Raw genomic sequence first — 17143 nt, 5'->3', positions numbered from 1 at the left:
GAACGGGTCCGACGGACTTAGCCTCGCAGGGTTGTGAGCTGAATTTACTCCACTGCTACCTCATCTTGCGAACCAAGGGCGTATGCCCGCAACGTAGATACTCTGTTATAAGATGTCCCCGCCTTCAGAGCTGATCCCCACTTACCTCTTAAGTTCTGTCAATCTCTTCTCAATGTTCTTTTTTCTTGTCTCTGGTTTTTTAAAGTGGCTAATCCCATATATAAATTTTGATTTTTGGGGATAAGGTAAGTTCTGATATAGTTCATATGCTACTTGATCTTTTTCAAATGCTTCTTTAAAATCTTGTGGGATCTTGATTTTTATTTCTTTTTTTCTATAGATTCCATCAATGTAAAGTTCCATAAAGTGCGTAATTTCCCCTTTAGGCTCATACTTCGATTCAAACACACCAAATTCCGGATCATAAAAAGTTCCATCGTAGTAAAGCACACTATGTGTATATGTTGGAAATTTAACGAGTAATACGCAAAGTGGTGGAAGTTCATCAACCAGATCAATATCACGCCAACTCAAGTAATCAATCTTATATTTTTTTAGAGCTTTATAAAAATCCGAAGTTCCTGAACCTTCCTTTCCTCTCATCGCAGCCATTGCTTCTTCAATAGGAATTTGTGCTACCATTGCTAAGCATGCCTCATCACACGATGAAAAATCTGGTTGGGAAACATAATTAATCTTAAATTTATTCATCTTCCAGCACCTCATGTAATTGTCGTTTTTAATTATTTTGCCTGGATTTCTTATAACGTCCCCGCATTCACAAACCCAAGAACCTACAGCCCCCAACGGGGGCGGCCGCGAGCCCGCAAGGTTGTCAGCTGAAACCGCTCACTTGAAATGCCCCATGGCTACCAAGCAGCCGTAAGGCTGCGATGCGTGAATGCATTGTTATGTGAGGTTCGAGGCTTCCACGTACTACATACAAGATGTTCTTTATTGAAGTCTATTCGCTATTTAATAACAGGCACTAGATAATCAAGAATAATTTTTTCTCCCTTTTCTAGTGGGTTGCAGTATCTATCGTATGTGTAAACATCACACCAATAAAAGTTTTCATGATCAATCCTATATCCTGTTTTCTCAATCGCCTCAGAACAAAGTAAATATGCAGAATCAATAATATCGTTAAGATTATCTGCTTCAATCCATACTTTGGCTACTGTACCTGCTGAAATATTCTGAAAATACATATTTTCTGGAATTGGTGCATCAGGTTGAACTAATTTACCTATGATATACTGGAAACTATCCTTTCCGATAAATTTACTCATGTGACCAAGCCCAACATAATTATCAATGTCTTTGCAGATCCAATTTTCAATTTCGGTGAATCTGTTAAACAAACCTTCATTAAATGCTGAACCCCAGCATTCTTCTCCCGCTTTTTGAAATGAAGTAATATTCATCATTCCTACAACTTTTCGAGGACCATATTCCACGTATTCAATTCTTTTAAGATCTGCCATAATTCGTTTCCCTCCTACAATTCTTATATTTGTGAAGGAGGCCCTAGGATAATCATTAAGCTTAACTCCTCCCTTTCTAATACTGGAGGGCGAAAACTTATGGTGCTGTTTGAATGCTCTAGTAAACGAAGAATGAGAGTTAAACCCGTATTTCATAGCTATGTCAATTATTTTTCCCTTGCTATTTTTTATATCATACCCTGCCAATGTCAATCGACGACGCATTATGTATTCGGATATTGTTATTCCGGTAATATATACAAAAATTCGTTGGAATAAAGGGGCAGGGCAACATGCAATTTTTGAAATGATAGTAAAGTCAACTTCATTTGAGTCGGAAATTTCATTCTCCAGATATTCAACTACGCTTTCAAAGGCTTTAAAGTTATCCATTAGCCACCTCCTTCAACTATAATTGTAGGATTTTTTCGTAGTAGATCTTTACAATTGCTGTGCAAAATATGTAAAGAAAACTAATATGTTGTTAATTTTCCGCACATGTATGCTAAATTCCCGGTGTATTCTTTATTAGATTTTACCGAATTTCACGTAACGTTGTTGTATTCACGATCCCTCACTGGCTTAAGGCGCGAATGCGATGGTTCGACGGACTTATTGTCCGGCTGTCTCCGCTTCCCTGAAATGCCCCTGCCAGGCCGAGGGACGGATGGCTCGATCCGTGAATATGATGTTATATGAAGGTGCTTTCTTGTTCTGCTAACCTATAAAATTGTCTTTATGCTCCTTTATGAAATTCAATTGAAGTTCTAATAGATCTTCTTTGTACTCATAAAACTTGTCATCCAATACATTTAATCTCTCACTTTGTATATCTGTATTTTCATCATCAGCTGCAGCTTGAATATTCGGATCCTCTACAACTCTTATAGCCTCTTCCAGTAAACTCGCAGTATAACTTGCATTAATTCTTCTTAATGAATCCAATGTTTCGACTTTATACTTACTACTACTAGACTTTCATATAACGTTCTTGTATTCATGACGTCCGACTAAGTCGGATGTATCTGCTGAAATGCCTCTTAGAAATTCATCCAGCAGGTCAAGGCTCCGACGAGCTGCAGCTTGAATATTATGTTATGCGATGTCATTGGCCACTTCGAGTTAACCCCAAAACATTCCGTTATGCCCCTCGTCCACAATCTTTAACTGTGTTTCAAAATCTTCATTCGGATCTATATCATCTATGAAATGCCATTTCCCTTTACTGTCTTGCCAATATATTTTCCATTCATTCTCATCTAATCTGAACTGAGCTACTGACATCTGAACCCATTGATCGCTTTTGTATCCTTGTCTTTCTTCAATTAATGTCACGTGATTTCCTCTGATCTTGTAACTGATTCTAATCTGGCTTTTCACAAGTTCTGGTACTGCATTTTGGGTGTATTTGTCCATGATTTTCATAATCCGCTTCTTCGTAAAATCATCCATAATTCTGTCTCTCCTGCTCTAATCGGTTTTGCTTTGATTATATCACGATGATTTCTCATAACGTTCCCGTATTTCTGACGTCCAAGCGGCTTAAGGCACAAAGTGCCGGGTCGTCAGACTTAGCCGATTGGATGTGGCGCCAGATTCTACTTCTCTGACATACTTCTTGGCGACCAAGGAGCGTCAGCGACGAAGAAGAAATGTTATGTTATAAGATATTGGCGGCTTCTTGAACATCTCACATAATCTTCTTAAAATAAAAAGAGCCCTAACTTTATTGCTAGGGCTTTGGTGTCATTTATATATGTCTCCTCTAGGTCCTATACGAACTACAAAGATGATTAATTCATTATTAAGAACCTCATAGATTATTCGATAATTTCCCACACGTAATCTATAGACTATCCCTTCTTTACCCTTCATTTTCTTTGTATTCGGATTGATAAATGGGTCATTAGATAATTCTTCAAGGGATATAAAGATTCTTCCTGCGGTAACTCGGTCTATTTTCCTAAGGTTCTTTTCAGCTTCACTTGAAAATGTGACTTTATATTTCAAGTTCACGTTTTAAATCCTCCAAGGATTTAGTCTGACCATTTTGATATTCAATACGCCCCTGTTCTATCGCTTGAATATCTTCAGGTGTCAGACAGTCATCGTCTTCATCAAGCTGTTTTTCAAGTAACCATGATAAAAAGCTCTTTGCGACAACCTTATTTTTCTCATTTAAATTGCCTAATATGTTTTCCAATTCATCATTCGGGACACTCATCAACTGTACCCCCTTTTATTTAATCATTCTTATTATACCCCAATATATAAGGATGCTCCAGACATAGCTTTTTCACTACATCGATGTATTAGCCTTCATTTATCCGCTCTTACGCCAATTTCATCTGACGTTCTTGTATTCACGACGTCGCACCAACTTATGGCTCCGCGAGGAGCCATAAGTTGGTGCGGATGTGTCCGCTGATTCCGCTTCCCTGCCGATCACTTCTTGCGGACCGTGGAGCCGCAAGGCTCCGATGCGTGGATATAATGTTATCCGAAGTTATTGCCATCTTGAACATCATCCAATTATTAAATTATCCCAATCTATTTAAAAATGATTGGGATAAACTTTCACTTTAGTAACATCAGACTATTTGTGAATATTTCTTTTGCGATAGTTATTACTGCATGACCACCACTCTTATCAAGTGACATTGTTGTTAATATCCCCATCAATGTGGAAAATCAACAGACTTTTCCAATCAAATTTATTTAGTCTATCAACAGATTCAGACAAATAATTTAACTTTGAATCGATTTGTATAGCAACTTCTCACTTGGTGCATAATTTTCAATTAATTTGCCTCGAAAATTCGATATTTGTTCTAACAATTGCTTTTTTTCTGTTTCATTGAAGTATTCTGTTGACTCTTCATTAATACTTTCCCAATCAAACCCTCCAGATCCATTACTAGTAAATGATTTCCACATATCTTGAGCAACTTGTTCTTCCATGTAAGACTTAATATGTTGATTGAGCCATCCTTCAAAAATATCATAAACATCTTCGATGTTATCAAACCAACTTTCATTAGGCTCATAACCTACTGGTTCAAATGTAGGTGAAAACGGTATGTAGTTACAGTCGTATTGAAAATAACTCTCCGTAGAATTCCGTGTCCAAAATTCCAATGGAGATGTGTTATGCTTTATAATAAATGTAGGATAATCATCCTTAACATCTTCAGACACAGTAAAATCTGAAGGATTTAAACTATTACTTGTTATTATGTCAATAAATCCGTTTTTTCTTTCCTTAGCATTTGAACCCCTCCTGTATACCTATAATGCAAATGTTATAATATGGTTAGCAGTGTTTCAATAGTAATAATTAGTCTAGTTAAATTTAGTGCATATTTTCGGATAACGTTTGTGTATCAACGAACCCGAGAGGCTTAAGGGAGCAACGCGACCGGGTCCAACGGACTTAGCCTCGCAGGGTTATGAGCTGATTCAGCTTCTCTGCCTACCACTTCTCGCGAATAAGGGCCGAACGGTCCGAAGCGTAAATACGATGTTATCTGATGGAGATGCCATATTCGAATTAATTTCAGTATCAGTCTATATGCCTGTTCAACAATGTTTTCTAACTCAATTTGTTCTTTGATACATCTTTTCAAGTATGGTATATTATATTTAATAAAGACCAAGTGCGCTAACACTTGGTCCAATCAATTGGCTTGGATGGGTAATCCCTTCTTAGTCATTTACGATCGGAAACCCACCTTCGGCGGTCAACCTTAGGGTGGGTTTTTACTTTCTCTTGTTGTTATTATTAATGTAAGTTAAAAGTGCAAGAATGAATGATCCAAATAGGAACATAATCGTTAGTGCATCTTTCACTTCCATGGCTTCACCTCCTTTCGAAGGGAAACCATGACCACCCAAGATTCAATTGTAGTTATATTTTACCTTTATATACATCTGCGTACAAGCGTTCTTATTATGACTTTGGATTTTTGATTCTAAATATGGTTTTAATACAATTGGCGGCCCTTTCAGATAACGTTCCTGTATTCACGACGTCCGACGGAGTCGGATGTGTCCGGCTGGCTCCACTTCTTGGTTCTTCTGCAGGGCCGAGGGCCGAATGACCCGCAGCGTGAGTATATTGTTATACGCTGTCCATGCTCTCAGGATCATATTGTATTGTTGTGATCGTTATTCCTATATCTTTTATGAAATCATTCGCCTGATTTATAAAAGCCTTTCCGGTATCATTGATTGGGTATTTAGTGTAGTGAGTAATCTCAATTGATCTATCCTTAGCATCTGGATAAGCGGTATAGATTTGACCACTCTCAACAAAATGTAAATATGTATTTAGCTTCTCTTGAAGTGTTTTTAAATGTTCTTCTGAATTTTCCCAAATAAGGTGATCTGTAATTCCTAATGTTACCTTGCCATTCATTTTATTAATGGCTATCACATCGATTTTGTTAGTTTGTTCAATTGTCATTAATTATTAAGCTCCTTTCTATATTTAGTGGATTGCGTATAACGTTCCTGTATTCACGACCCAGCGCATGTGGGTGTCCGACGCATGTCGGACCAAGGGCGTATGCCCGCAGCGTGAATATTATGTTATACGAAGGGACCTTGAGTGACTTACAAATGCTTATAATAAGAATTTATGAATAGCCTTTAAGTTCTCTTTCAAGGGGTTTAAAAATTCACTGTCGTAGTCAAAAGATCCTTTCAATGTCGTTTCCGTTAATCCGCTTCTTAAATATCTTCTTTTAGTAATTGAATAGGCAATTTCATAACGCCCTATTCTTTGATCTATAAAAGTCATATCAAATTCTTCTTCACTCACTGCTTTTAAATGGATCTGTTTGACTTCGCTATTTTCAACTTTTAAAAGTCCTTCAATAAAGTTTTTGAGTTCTTCATAATCAATCCAGACCTCGACCTGGCCTGCAAACTGATAGTCCTTTATTATGTACGAAGTAGTTAATGGATTTAGATCGCTCTAATTCAACGTCTTTAAATGAAAAAAGGATATGTGATTTTTGGTCTTCGGATTGAAGAAAGAAATCGTATTGACCAAGTGGCTTATTCAATATCAATGGCTTCGGTCCTTTCGTATAACGTTCCTGTATTTACGACCCAGCATATGCTGGGTGTCTGGCACTACCGGACCAAGGACGAATGTCCGCAGCGTGAATATTATGTTATAAGATGTCGGCGGCTTCTATTGCATCACTTTCAAAATCATCTATCTTCAAACCAAGCCTTATCAATAAATTCATTCCACTCGATCACTATTGTCTGACACTTAATTACACAATAACCAAAGTCAGAATTATATTTTCGCGAAGCTATTCCATCAAATCTTTGGGTGAAAGATTCTTCTGATACCTGTAATTCTTCACTTTTAAGTACTTCAAAGCCTACTAATAATTCTGACATTGGTATTTTGACTTTTTGTGTATCTTCTTCCACAATTATCCTTCTCTTGCCTTCAACTTTAGATGTATCGTATAAAAGAGATTCTTGAGTTCATAATCTATAAGTTTAATTTTTGCTCTTCCTGTATACATATTGAGTCCTGTATTATTCATTGGATGATTTGATAGTACATCTATGTGTTCAAATATTAGAGACAAATTCTGACCTTCTATTGAAATAGCTTCAATTACAACAATCATGCAAAGAAATACGGTCTAATGTGTTTTCTGATATGAATTTATTAAGAAGCTCCCTCACTTTAGAAAAGTCTTAATAAGTACTCGCCGATTTCTTATAACGTTGTTGTATTCATGAACCCCAAAGGGGTTGTCGGCCGAAATTGCCTCATCGGAATCCTTCCAGCAGACCAAGGATCCAACGGAGCCGCTGCTTGAATACTATGTTATGCTTAGTACCTGACTTCTCCGAGATACTATCAAACTTTTAAATTCATTCTATTTGTTTATAAATGGTTTTAAGATTCTCTATATATTTATCCTTGCTAAATTTCATTTCGGGCACTAAATCTAACCAGGTAACTTCTTTCCCGACTAGCTCATAATTATATGGTATTCCTAGATTACTAGAATCCACTCCAATCCTTTTCCAAATCACTTGATCGTCTGATTTTAAAACTTCAGCAACAATTAGTGTACATGTTAAATCGGAATCATCCGGACACATTAATATTGGTAAAATAACAATCTCTTCTTCTGAAATAAAACGTCTTAGTACTAACTCTGCTTCTTCCTTCAGTCCAATCCAATCAGTAATTGTCGGAATTAAACCTAAATATAAATTGTCTGGATATAATTATGAAGATATAAATCGAGTGGAATTTCATCAATCGATATTACTGGATGTTCTACATTGACATATTTACTTGTCTGCATATCTATAGAAAATATATTCATTAAGTTTCTCTCTTTCTAATATATAATTTTCATTTTCCAGGTATTACGCATAACGTTCTCGTGTTCACGACGTCCAACTCCCTTAAGCCCGAAGGGCGGCCGCGATGCGATTAGGGAGTTGGATGTGTCCGGCTGAATCTACTTCCCGCAGCTGATATGTCTCACCGAATCCACATCTAACTTCTGCCGGACCGAGGGCCGGATGGCTCGATGCGTGAACATTGTGTTATACGCCGTTCAATCTTCCTGATTAACTCAAGAGTATTTAATAGTTCCTTTAAGGAATCCTTGAAATACTTGACAGTGCATCGTAATTTCATCTCTATTTTGTGATAGAAAATCATCTATCATTTCTGGTTTATTTCCTCTTTCGTCATCGTACGGATATCTTGAGCAACCTCTCATAACAAGTCCTAATGATTCTAGTTTCTCTGAGCTTACTTTAATTGACTGGGCAAAGACAGTTTTATCAGCTAATAGTTCATTTTTAATTTCTTTAAATTCCATTTCGATTTTTTCTGGATCAAGATAAGAAAAAGTTACACACAAATGTAAATATAATAGTTTAACATCTATCTCATCGAGCTCTGCAAGAATTGAAACACAACGCTGCATACCATTTGAATCATCAAGGCTCTCAGAACCAACAGTAACAAGGACTGACGAAGCTAGTCGTCTTGTCCAATCATTCTTTGCATTAATAGAATGTTTAATAAGCTCTTCTATCATCACAAATTCTTCAGTTGAAAAATCAAATTCTACAAATCGATTCAATTCTTGAATATTTCTTTTTTGCATTTCGGCAGCTATTTCTTTATGCAACTTTTCGATTTTCTCTCTGTCCTTAGTTGCAATTTTATCTGTAATTATTCTATTGCCCAAGTTGTACATACACCCTAGCGCTGGAATCCCTAAAGTAAATAATGCTTGAACTCCAGTCGGGTAAGTTCCAATTAGTGTTAATATCCCACCAATAACTCCTGCAGTACCTAAATCCGAAATTGCTTGAGGAAGATGTTTTTTAACTTCCATGTTTAATCTCCTTAGTTTAATCTCCTTATGAACTGATGAATTTACAATGTTTATTGAATGGCGTATAGCGTTCCTGTATTCACGACTCGACGCATGTCGGGTGTCCGGCGAATGCCGGGCCAAGGGCGTATGCCCGAAGCGTGAATATTATGTTAGGTGATGTAGTCGACTTCTTTAGAAAATCACTCAAATAAATCTTGTAATCCGCCTCGACTCCATAACCATAACGGGGTATGTAAATCAATCAAAGTCAAATCGCTTCCAGCTAAATGCTCGCTCCATGCCAAATTAATTATGTGTTGTAAATTGTGACTTTCTAAATGTTTCTCATCGATCAAGCCCAATTTTTTTGAAGCTTGTATGACATGAGTGTCTGGCGCAATTGATAAATATTCCTTCCCGGTTAGCTTTGCATCGGTGTAAGTGCTAATAACGTATAGCCAGTAGTTACAAATCTTCGGCCCACATAAATAGGGAAAATCCTTTTTATGTTCCTTTTGCATGTAATGAAGTATGGTCGGAATATCCCACTTACAAGTTGTAAATAAGTTTCTAACATCTCCTTCAAAATCTCTCTGTAAAGTTTTGCACAATGCCAACCATGTAGCCACATGTTTGTTTGGCTGAAGGGCTACTTTGTGCTTCAGCAATAAAAACCTCAATTCTTCCTCTTTTATTGAAGTTACATAGTAAGGATCAAAAATACTTGTGGTTTCTTGGTCAAGATATGCTTCATTAGCTGCTTCCCATAAGGTGTAGGAGTTTCTTTGATAATTCAATGCCATAGGTAACGTGAAATAAAGATAATTCTCTGTAGAATGCTTAGGCAAACTAGGATTTGCATCTTCAGGCATGATTTCACCTCCAAGCAAGCCCGATAGATACATATTTCGAAGCTTCCTAGCCTTATTAAATATGTCTTGATTCACCACTTATTTGATCAACCTTTCAACTGTTTATGTTTTTGACTATTTCACCTAACGTTCTTGTATTCACGACCCAGCGCATGCTGGGTGTCCGGCGGACGCCGGACCCAGGACGCATGTCCGCAGCGTGAATATTATGTTAGACGATGTTCTGACTTTATAATTTCCCAATAATTCTTTCTATACATTTCTATATTTTCTTTTAATTTGCATTTTTCTCGCCTTATCAAAAAAGTATTTTGGTTGCCATTTTTTCATGAGTTGGGGAACTAAATACTCATTAGCAGCAGACATCATTACTGCTTCTACTGGTTTTATAAATGATAATAGTTGTAGACATCCAAATATCACAGTTCTAGTAGGCAAAGTCATCCCTCCATTTGATTGAACTAACAACTTGGATAGTTCTTTAGAGAACGGCACTTTTGTATTAATGCAATCTACAGTAGTTTTGTTCAACCAAGTCCTTAAGAGACGACCTTCCTTTTTTCTCAGGTTCAAAATAACTTCTAATTTAAGAATACCTGCTGCAACTGATTCTTTTATGTCTGGAAAATCATAAATTTCGCAAAGTTCCATTAGATTTTCGCTTTGTTGCTTATAATGTATTGTTTTATATGATTGTCTTAATTTACTCACGAAAAAATTCTCCATTTCGCTTTCACAAATTACTTCATCAAATTGTGCTAATAAAGCTGACTTATAATTTAAATCCGCTAAAAGGTGAAGCCCATACGAAGCTTCTTCAATAATTCTATTTGCCAGAGTTTTATTTTTAGTATGTGGGACAAAAAAACAACCATTATTACCAAATTCAATGTCGAATTCGGGAAGCTCAAATTGTTCTTTCACATAAGAGAATATATCAATCATTAATTCTTGATTACTGAAATCAAGATTTATGTTATCTAGAAGTAGTTCACGATTGACGTTACATGGAATAGACCTTTGCTCTATAACATCAACTATATTTTTCGGGAAAATAGGGGTGAAAATTTCTTTCATATATTCAAAGTCTATTGACGGAATACCATTACTTTCAAAATTCAAAAGAAAGACTCTATTGGGATCTTCTTTTGACTGTGTTGCTATTATTGGTGCAAACGAATCGTAGACTGGAATCACTATTCCTTCATTAAATAATAACTCCATAGTTTCACCACTAACATTTGAAGCAAGCACATCAATACTGCTTCGCGTAGAAAGGTCTAGCGCAACTTTGTCATATAATAATAACGCCTCTCCTAATAAAGGCATCAATTCACTAGGTTTATTTGGAGTTATATAAACAGTTTTTTGTGATCCATTCATTTATAATCCATCCTTTTTAGCATTTTAAATTTCGTCTAACGTTCCTGTATTCACGACTCAGCGTATGCTGAGTGGCCGGCGTATGCCGGACCGAGGACGAATGTCCGATGCGTGAATATTATGTTAGACGATGGATTCGACTTCTTCGAACCTACAATCCACTGACTAAATCTTCATAGTTTGTGACCATCATAGCCTTTAAACTGTTAAGCAATCTACAAACAGAAAGCTCAATATCACACTATAATTCCTTTAAATTTTTTCTATCGATGTTCAATAAACCCTCAATAACATCAGACAGTTGAACTAATCTTTCAGTAATCAATAAATCTATCTCATCATAAGTCATGCCATTAAAAAAGGTCTCAACAAGACCATATAACTTAACATTTAAATTTAGATATTTATCATTAATTAAATACTCTCCATTTAAATCATATCTGTAATGCATCATACAATTTCTAAATTTCGAATCTAGTAAAAATTTAGAACTATCAACACATTCTTTTAATGAACTGTAAGTATTATAATCCACACTATTTTTATTAAAGAATTCGATAATTTTCTCTATGCTTCTTATTGAATAGTATAGTGATATATACTTGGTCTTAAATAAATACGTATTATTGTTTTCCAACATATCAATAAGAACAAATCTTACAAAGTTAATATTTGAAAGAACATGCAAATAAAATTAGCGATATATCTTTGCCATATTGTAATTGCGATATGGTAGTGAATGATTTTTTGTCAGTATTGAAATCTTTAAATTTTATTCTATAATCTCTATTTTTAATATTTACGCTGTGATGAGGCATAAAGTTCTTGAATCCTTCATTTACTGAACCTATAACGATCCCTAAGGATCTTGAAAACTCCATTATTTCTTCCTTGTTATATTCACGTTCATCGATGTTATTCCCTTGAAAAATATAGTAGAAATATTGAGTATTCCCAAGTATCTTGACTTCGTTTGTAAAAAATACACCTAAGTTATAATGAATATTTAGACTTCTAGTGAAATTAAATCTTAGCTTTTTCTTGAATATTTCGCCTTGCGACTCATCCAAATTAAGCATTCTCTTTTTTGATTTTCCTATCTTCTCAGCTCCAAATAGTTTAAGTTTGGACCTAACAGCACCAATCTTAAATGACAAATCATTGCTAATATCAAAAGCTCTTTCCTTCTCACCAATTGTGTTATTAATTTCTTCAACGAAAAGTGCATAAAGTGGCAAGAAGGCTAGAGATATGATTGGTTGTGCAATTAAGTTACTCAAAGCTGCTAGAGTAACGCAATCGTTTTTAATTTGTAAATCTGTTAATAATTGATAGATTTCATCCTTTTCAATTGACTCATTTGTTGGCATTACAAATTATTCCTCCAATACTTACTCACTTGTTTCTCGCCCTTATGACACTCAACAAAGCAGTTCTTATTGTGTTTATCTTTTGTTATTGTCACTCTTTACTTGATTACTTCATTAAAAAAGAAAGTATATAAACTCATTCATGAGTATGTTCACTATTTTTATAGGCATTGCGAATCTTTCGTCTAACGTTCTCGTATTCACGACGCGAGCCGGCCATAGATAGCTCTTATCTTAGGCCGGCTCGTTTATCGTCTGATTATACCCCATAATTATACATCGGACGACCATGGGGCGTAAGCCCCGCAGCGTGAATATAATGTTATGCGATTCAGTTGCCGTCATTGAAATTACTGACAAATTAGTCATGTATGTAATTTTTCTTATAGAGGGCTCTAACGACTTCCATCTGATGATTGTGTGACATTCCACTGCCATTACTAACTCTGTACCATAGTTCTTTAATATCTTCTAATAGTTCAGGTTGTTCTTTTATTATTTCGGTCGCCTTTATCGCATAATTCTTATTTTTAGAATTTCTTCTTGTGTTATACATTCCTTTGGGAATTCCTTGAACATATCCCTCTTCACATAATCCTAAAAAGGCATTCTTTGGACAGCCCTTTTTCTGTCCCCATGATCCCTCACCGAACAGTTCTGAAGTAGCCATGTCCCATGCCCTAACTGGTGTATCAATAACACCTTGATGAAATAACTCGACCGCATTTATAGCTGCCTGGTCATACTTACTCATATATGCCTCCTTGCGTTCGCCTTATAAAAATCGCAACTGTTTCGCATAACGGTTCCTGTATTCACGACCCGACATATGTCGGGTATCCGGAGAATGCCGGATCAAGGGCGTATGCCCGCAGCGTGAATATTATGTTATGCGATGCCCTTGTCTTCTTCGAATCTTCTACTTTAATAATAGGGTTGCTTTCTCGATCTCCCCGTGTTCATCTAAGTATTTCAAAGTCTGTTCAATATCCTCATCTTTTATGGTTCTGACAATAATTAAATGCTGAATATTAAATCCTGGTGAGTCTAAACGGGATTGTTCAAAGTGTTTGACCAATCTCTCTGGTGTAGTTATCAGACACCATCTCTTTGTTCCGTTACTAAAGGTTACTGTCACTTCAATCAAATCAAAATCATCTAATGGATCATCAAACTTCCAGCTACTTAGAAGAGGAACCTCGACTTCTCCGTCAACAAAATAATACTTATCAATCCATACTCTCTTATTATGGTTTCCAATGATTCTAAATCGCTCTGCTTCTTCAGCCACCGCGTGATAAACTTTTCCTTTAGTAATAGCGTGTCCATACACGCCGATACTTGTACACGTTACAAGTTTACGATCCACTTCATCACATCCATTGCTAGGCTTTAATTTAGTTTTTCTCTTACAAGGGTTTCGCATAACGTTCTTGTATTCACGACGTCCATCTCCCTTAGATAGCTCCTATCTTAGGGAGATGGATGTGTCCGGGTGATTTTGCTTCCTGGCTTATTCACTCCTACCGGACCGAGAGCCGCTAGGTTCGAAGCATGAATACGTAGTTATCTGCTGGATCAGCTTCTTCGTATTATCTAAATTCACTAATAACTTTTATTTGTTGAATAATATCCATGGTATTATTGGAGTCCTTAATGTCAAATAGATAATTCGCTTCATCTCTACTAGGTTGTATCTCCGTCGAATTTTCTTGTCTCTCCAAAACTTCTAAAAAGCTTGAAGCACTTCTAAATATAGCTTTACTTCTTTGAGTTTGTATTACACGTTCTTTCAGTAAATCAGTTGGTAGATCAAAGTAAATTATAATACTTTCAAATCCTTTGTCCTGAAAGTGTCGGAGTACATTTGTTCTTCCAGATTTATTTAAATTGGAATTACTCAAGATAATGTGGAAATTGCTTTCCTCAATAGCATACTTAACAATCGCATTAGTTACAGAGAACTTTAAAGTGTTAGGCCCATCCTTAGGGAGAAGTTTCTTATAATGGCTATTAATAAATTCAGCATGATTATCTTGATCAATGACAATGGCTTGTTGTAATACAGATTCTAATTCTTTAGCGAAAGTGGTCTTTCCACTATGCGTTTTTCCAACCGTCATGATTACTAGGCGTCTCATAAAATACTCTCCTATTAATGATCTGCTGGCTATATACTGTTTTTTGCCAATCTTTCAGATAACGTCTCTGCATTTACGAACCCGAGAGGCTTAATGCGCGAACGCACCAGCCTCGCAGGGTTGTGAGCTAAAACCACATCTCTGCTGACCTCTTCTTGCGAGCCAAGGGAAACGCCAGTAGCGTAGATACTGTGTTATTTGAAGTCCTTTCTTTCTCGAGTTACTAGCGCTTCTTATAAAGTTCATTGTCATCCTTATCAAATATTATTATGTTATCAATTTCATTAGATTCTGTATTAGAAATCAAATACCCCTTTTTCTTTGTAATACCTCGTAGATAGGGCTTGCCATTAGTATAAGTAATTAATATTCTTTCTGCTCCCAAGCTTAGCAACTTGTCATTTAAGATAATAGCAACATAAGGAACTCCATTACCTACAATCACAGGCTCTGTAGCATTACTCCCCCATGATAACTTATGATCATAGACCTTCTCATGTTCGTCGGTGTAGAGTGTTATTAAAGAATTCTCAAGTAAAATGATCGCTGCGTCTTTGATCCATACACTATCTTGTATGTCTAAGCTATTACTATAGATGTAATCCGTTATTTGATCATTCGTTGGGGCTGAATATATTATTTGCTCATTCTGATTGCAACTTGTTAATAGTACAGATATCAACAATACAAATAATATGTTTCGTTTCATTTGTCTCTCCTAGTGTTAAGTTTCTTTAATGGGATATCACCTAACGGTTGTGTGTTCCCGATGTCCTCCCTTAAAGGAATCTCCGAGAGTTAGATAGCTCTTATCTTACTCTCGGGGATTTCTGGGCGCGTGTCGCTTAGGGGAATGGATGTGTCTGCAGGATCAACTTCCTCGTAAAGGCATCTGCAGACCAAGGAGGAACGGAGGCCCGACGCAGCGGGAATCTATTGTTAACTGATGTCGGCGACTTCTTTGAGTTACCTCCTAAAAATATTTCTATCGCATTCGATGTTAAACTATCGTCCCCTGCTACTTCAATGACTTTTCCCTACATATGATTGTTTCAAATATTTTTTTACCTGTAGAGTCTATCATAGTTCCTTGAGAAGGCTCTTTTTTAGTAATCCATTTTATGAATTGAGCAAAATAATAATCCATAAGAGAATTCGTGAAAAAAGAATAATTTGATAGTAATACAATTCCTACACGAAGTTCCTTATTCAAAGCTAGATAACTATTAAAGCCAGATGTGCCCCCGTTATGCCAGAGTATACATTTATCTTGAAGTTTATCCTCACCCCAGCCAAAATAACGGTTTAAATTCCCGATCCATATCGGGAGATGACTTTTTTGTAGTGTAGAGGCAATCGGATTATCATCATTTAGATTGGCTTGGACAAATAAACTCAAATCGCTAACAGATGACTTTATACCCCCAGCTCCTTCATGTATAGAAAGATCCCAATGAGGGACTCCTTTCCCAGTTGAAGCATGTCCATTCAGAAACCTGCCGTCCTGTTCTGAATCAAGCATAACGGCTGTCTCATTCATCTTTAATGGACTCGTAATATATTTTTTTAATAGTTCGTCATACTTGCTTCCTGACACCTTACATAGAATATATCCCAGTAAGGCCACACCGATATTGGAATATCCAAAAGAACCAATGCTATCCGTGTAGTCAGCATCAGATAAAAAAGCAGTTAAATCTTCCTCGGTATACATTGAATAAGGATTCGATCTTTTTTTAGCCAATATGTGGTTTGTTGCCAATATAGGTAATCCTGAGGTATGAGTAGCAAGACTTTTCAAGGTAATCTTATTCAAATAATCGTTTTCAACGTTTTGCACAAACTTACCAACCATGTCATCCGAGGAAAGCAGTTTTTCCCGTTCCATTTCTAATAGAAGTATGGATGTGAAAACTTTGGTTATGGAGCCGATTTCAAACAACATATTTTCAGGAGGGATCATACTTTTCTTTTTATTATTACTAAATGAATGGTATTCAATATCTTTCTCCCTAATAATCCCGATAACAAGATGTAAATGTTTCTTATCTTTCGTGTAATCTGAAACAAAACTATGTAGATTCTTCATAGTAAAAGTTACTCCTTTTAGTTTTTTGATGCTTTCATTACTCGAATGTTGAAATCACATTAATCAACCTGTTTTGGGAGGACAATTTATGTATCCCTCTCTATTTCTCAACATTCCTGCCCGTTAGTAGAATTGTCATGTTATTGGTTTTAAGGGGTTTATAGTTTTCGCCGATTTCTGATAACGTTTCAGTATGCACGACGTCCCACCGGCTTAAGCCTCGAGTTATGTCATTAGTAATCCATTCAGGTTTATCATAATATGGTTCAATTATCACTGGTTTAGTGTAAGGCATCGTTGATTCCCCTTGCTAATATAGTAATGCTTGAATTTCAGATAACGTTAATGTGTTCACGACGCCCCACCACCTTAAGCCCCGACAGGGGGGCCGCGATGCGGTTTGGTGGTGCGGGTGT

Annotated in this window: 20 protein-coding genes; all 20 read right to left on the bottom strand. The window is 36.4% G+C overall.

Features of this window, described 5'->3' with window-relative positions:
- Positions 1-141: 141 nt before the first annotated feature.
- Entirely contained in the window at positions 142-711 is a 570-nt protein-coding gene (locus tag AC0VZ8_RS14950; protein ID WP_260067532.1) for a YdeI/OmpD-associated family protein, read from the bottom strand.
- A gap of 260 nt (positions 712-971) precedes the next feature.
- On the bottom strand, positions 972-1880 hold the full coding sequence (locus AC0VZ8_RS14945) for an AraC family transcriptional regulator (protein WP_260067531.1): 909 nt from the start codon (positions 1878-1880) through the stop codon (positions 972-974).
- Positions 1881-2204: 324 nt separating this feature from the next.
- Positions 2205-2432, bottom strand: a complete 228-nt coding sequence (locus tag AC0VZ8_RS14940) for a DMP19 family protein (RefSeq protein WP_475487367.1) — start codon at positions 2430-2432, stop codon at positions 2205-2207.
- A gap of 177 nt (positions 2433-2609) precedes the next feature.
- Positions 2610-2939: a DUF3024 domain-containing protein gene (locus tag AC0VZ8_RS14935; protein ID WP_475487366.1), complete on the bottom strand. Its 330-nt coding sequence runs from the start codon at positions 2937-2939 to the stop codon at positions 2610-2612.
- Positions 2940-3233: 294 nt separating this feature from the next.
- Positions 3234-3503 (bottom strand): type II toxin-antitoxin system RelE family toxin, encoded by a 270-nt coding sequence (locus AC0VZ8_RS14930; protein ID WP_475487365.1) that lies wholly within the window; start codon positions 3501-3503, stop codon positions 3234-3236.
- Positions 3487-3711, bottom strand: coding sequence for a hypothetical protein (locus AC0VZ8_RS14925; RefSeq protein ID WP_475487364.1), 225 nt, complete (start codon positions 3709-3711; stop codon positions 3487-3489). The genes AC0VZ8_RS14930 and AC0VZ8_RS14925 overlap by 17 nt, the downstream gene beginning before the upstream one ends.
- Before the next feature lie 524 nt (positions 3712-4235).
- Complete coding sequence (locus tag AC0VZ8_RS14920; RefSeq protein WP_475487363.1) at positions 4236-4685, bottom strand: hypothetical protein; 450 nt, start codon at positions 4683-4685, stop codon at positions 4236-4238.
- Positions 4686-5246: 561 nt separating this feature from the next.
- Positions 5247-5342 (bottom strand): competence inhibitor ComI, encoded by a 96-nt coding sequence (comI, locus tag AC0VZ8_RS14915; protein WP_227011709.1) that lies wholly within the window; start codon positions 5340-5342, stop codon positions 5247-5249.
- 265 nt (positions 5343-5607) lie between these two features.
- Positions 5608-5952, bottom strand: a complete 345-nt coding sequence (locus tag AC0VZ8_RS14910) for a DUF6572 domain-containing protein (RefSeq protein ID WP_475487347.1) — start codon at positions 5950-5952, stop codon at positions 5608-5610.
- A 159-nt stretch (positions 5953-6111) separates the two neighbouring features.
- Positions 6112-6288, bottom strand: a complete 177-nt coding sequence (locus AC0VZ8_RS14905) for a hypothetical protein (RefSeq protein WP_475487362.1) — start codon at positions 6286-6288, stop codon at positions 6112-6114.
- A gap of 419 nt (positions 6289-6707) precedes the next feature.
- The gene (locus AC0VZ8_RS14900; RefSeq protein ID WP_475487361.1) at positions 6708-6938 is read right to left on the bottom strand and encodes a hypothetical protein; all 231 of its coding nucleotides are present in this window, start codon (positions 6936-6938) and stop codon (positions 6708-6710) included.
- A gap of 1175 nt (positions 6939-8113) precedes the next feature.
- Positions 8114-8890 (bottom strand): hypothetical protein, encoded by a 777-nt coding sequence (locus AC0VZ8_RS14895; RefSeq protein WP_475487360.1) that lies wholly within the window; start codon positions 8888-8890, stop codon positions 8114-8116.
- Between the two features lie 182 nt (positions 8891-9072).
- A complete protein-coding gene (locus tag AC0VZ8_RS14890; RefSeq protein ID WP_475487359.1) occupies positions 9073-9744 on the bottom strand; it encodes a hypothetical protein in 672 nt (223 codons plus the stop codon).
- 252 nt (positions 9745-9996) lie between these two features.
- Entirely contained in the window at positions 9997-11127 is a 1131-nt protein-coding gene (locus AC0VZ8_RS14885) for a hypothetical protein (protein WP_475487358.1), read from the bottom strand.
- 665 nt (positions 11128-11792) lie between these two features.
- Positions 11793-12497, bottom strand: a complete 705-nt coding sequence (locus AC0VZ8_RS14880) for a hypothetical protein (protein WP_475487357.1) — start codon at positions 12495-12497, stop codon at positions 11793-11795.
- A 361-nt stretch (positions 12498-12858) separates the two neighbouring features.
- The gene (locus AC0VZ8_RS14875) at positions 12859-13251 is read right to left on the bottom strand and encodes a DUF6979 family protein (protein WP_475487356.1); all 393 of its coding nucleotides are present in this window, start codon (positions 13249-13251) and stop codon (positions 12859-12861) included.
- A 165-nt stretch (positions 13252-13416) separates the two neighbouring features.
- Positions 13417-13866, bottom strand: a complete 450-nt coding sequence (locus AC0VZ8_RS14870; protein ID WP_475487355.1) for a hypothetical protein — start codon at positions 13864-13866, stop codon at positions 13417-13419.
- Positions 13867-14089: 223 nt separating this feature from the next.
- Positions 14090-14638 (bottom strand): ATP-binding protein, encoded by a 549-nt coding sequence (locus AC0VZ8_RS14865; protein WP_475487354.1) that lies wholly within the window; start codon positions 14636-14638, stop codon positions 14090-14092.
- 223 nt (positions 14639-14861) lie between these two features.
- Positions 14862-15347 (bottom strand): hypothetical protein, encoded by a 486-nt coding sequence (locus tag AC0VZ8_RS14860; RefSeq protein ID WP_475487353.1) that lies wholly within the window; start codon positions 15345-15347, stop codon positions 14862-14864.
- A 309-nt stretch (positions 15348-15656) separates the two neighbouring features.
- Positions 15657-16727: a serine hydrolase domain-containing protein gene (locus AC0VZ8_RS14855; protein WP_475487352.1), complete on the bottom strand. Its 1071-nt coding sequence runs from the start codon at positions 16725-16727 to the stop codon at positions 15657-15659.
- Between the last annotated feature and the right edge of the window lie 416 nt (positions 16728-17143).

The organism is Paenibacillus sp. QJM3NY_38, from assembly GCF_056173265.1.
The sequence above is the reverse complement of the archived record's forward strand: the minus strand, read 5'-3'. Positions and strand labels throughout refer to the sequence as shown.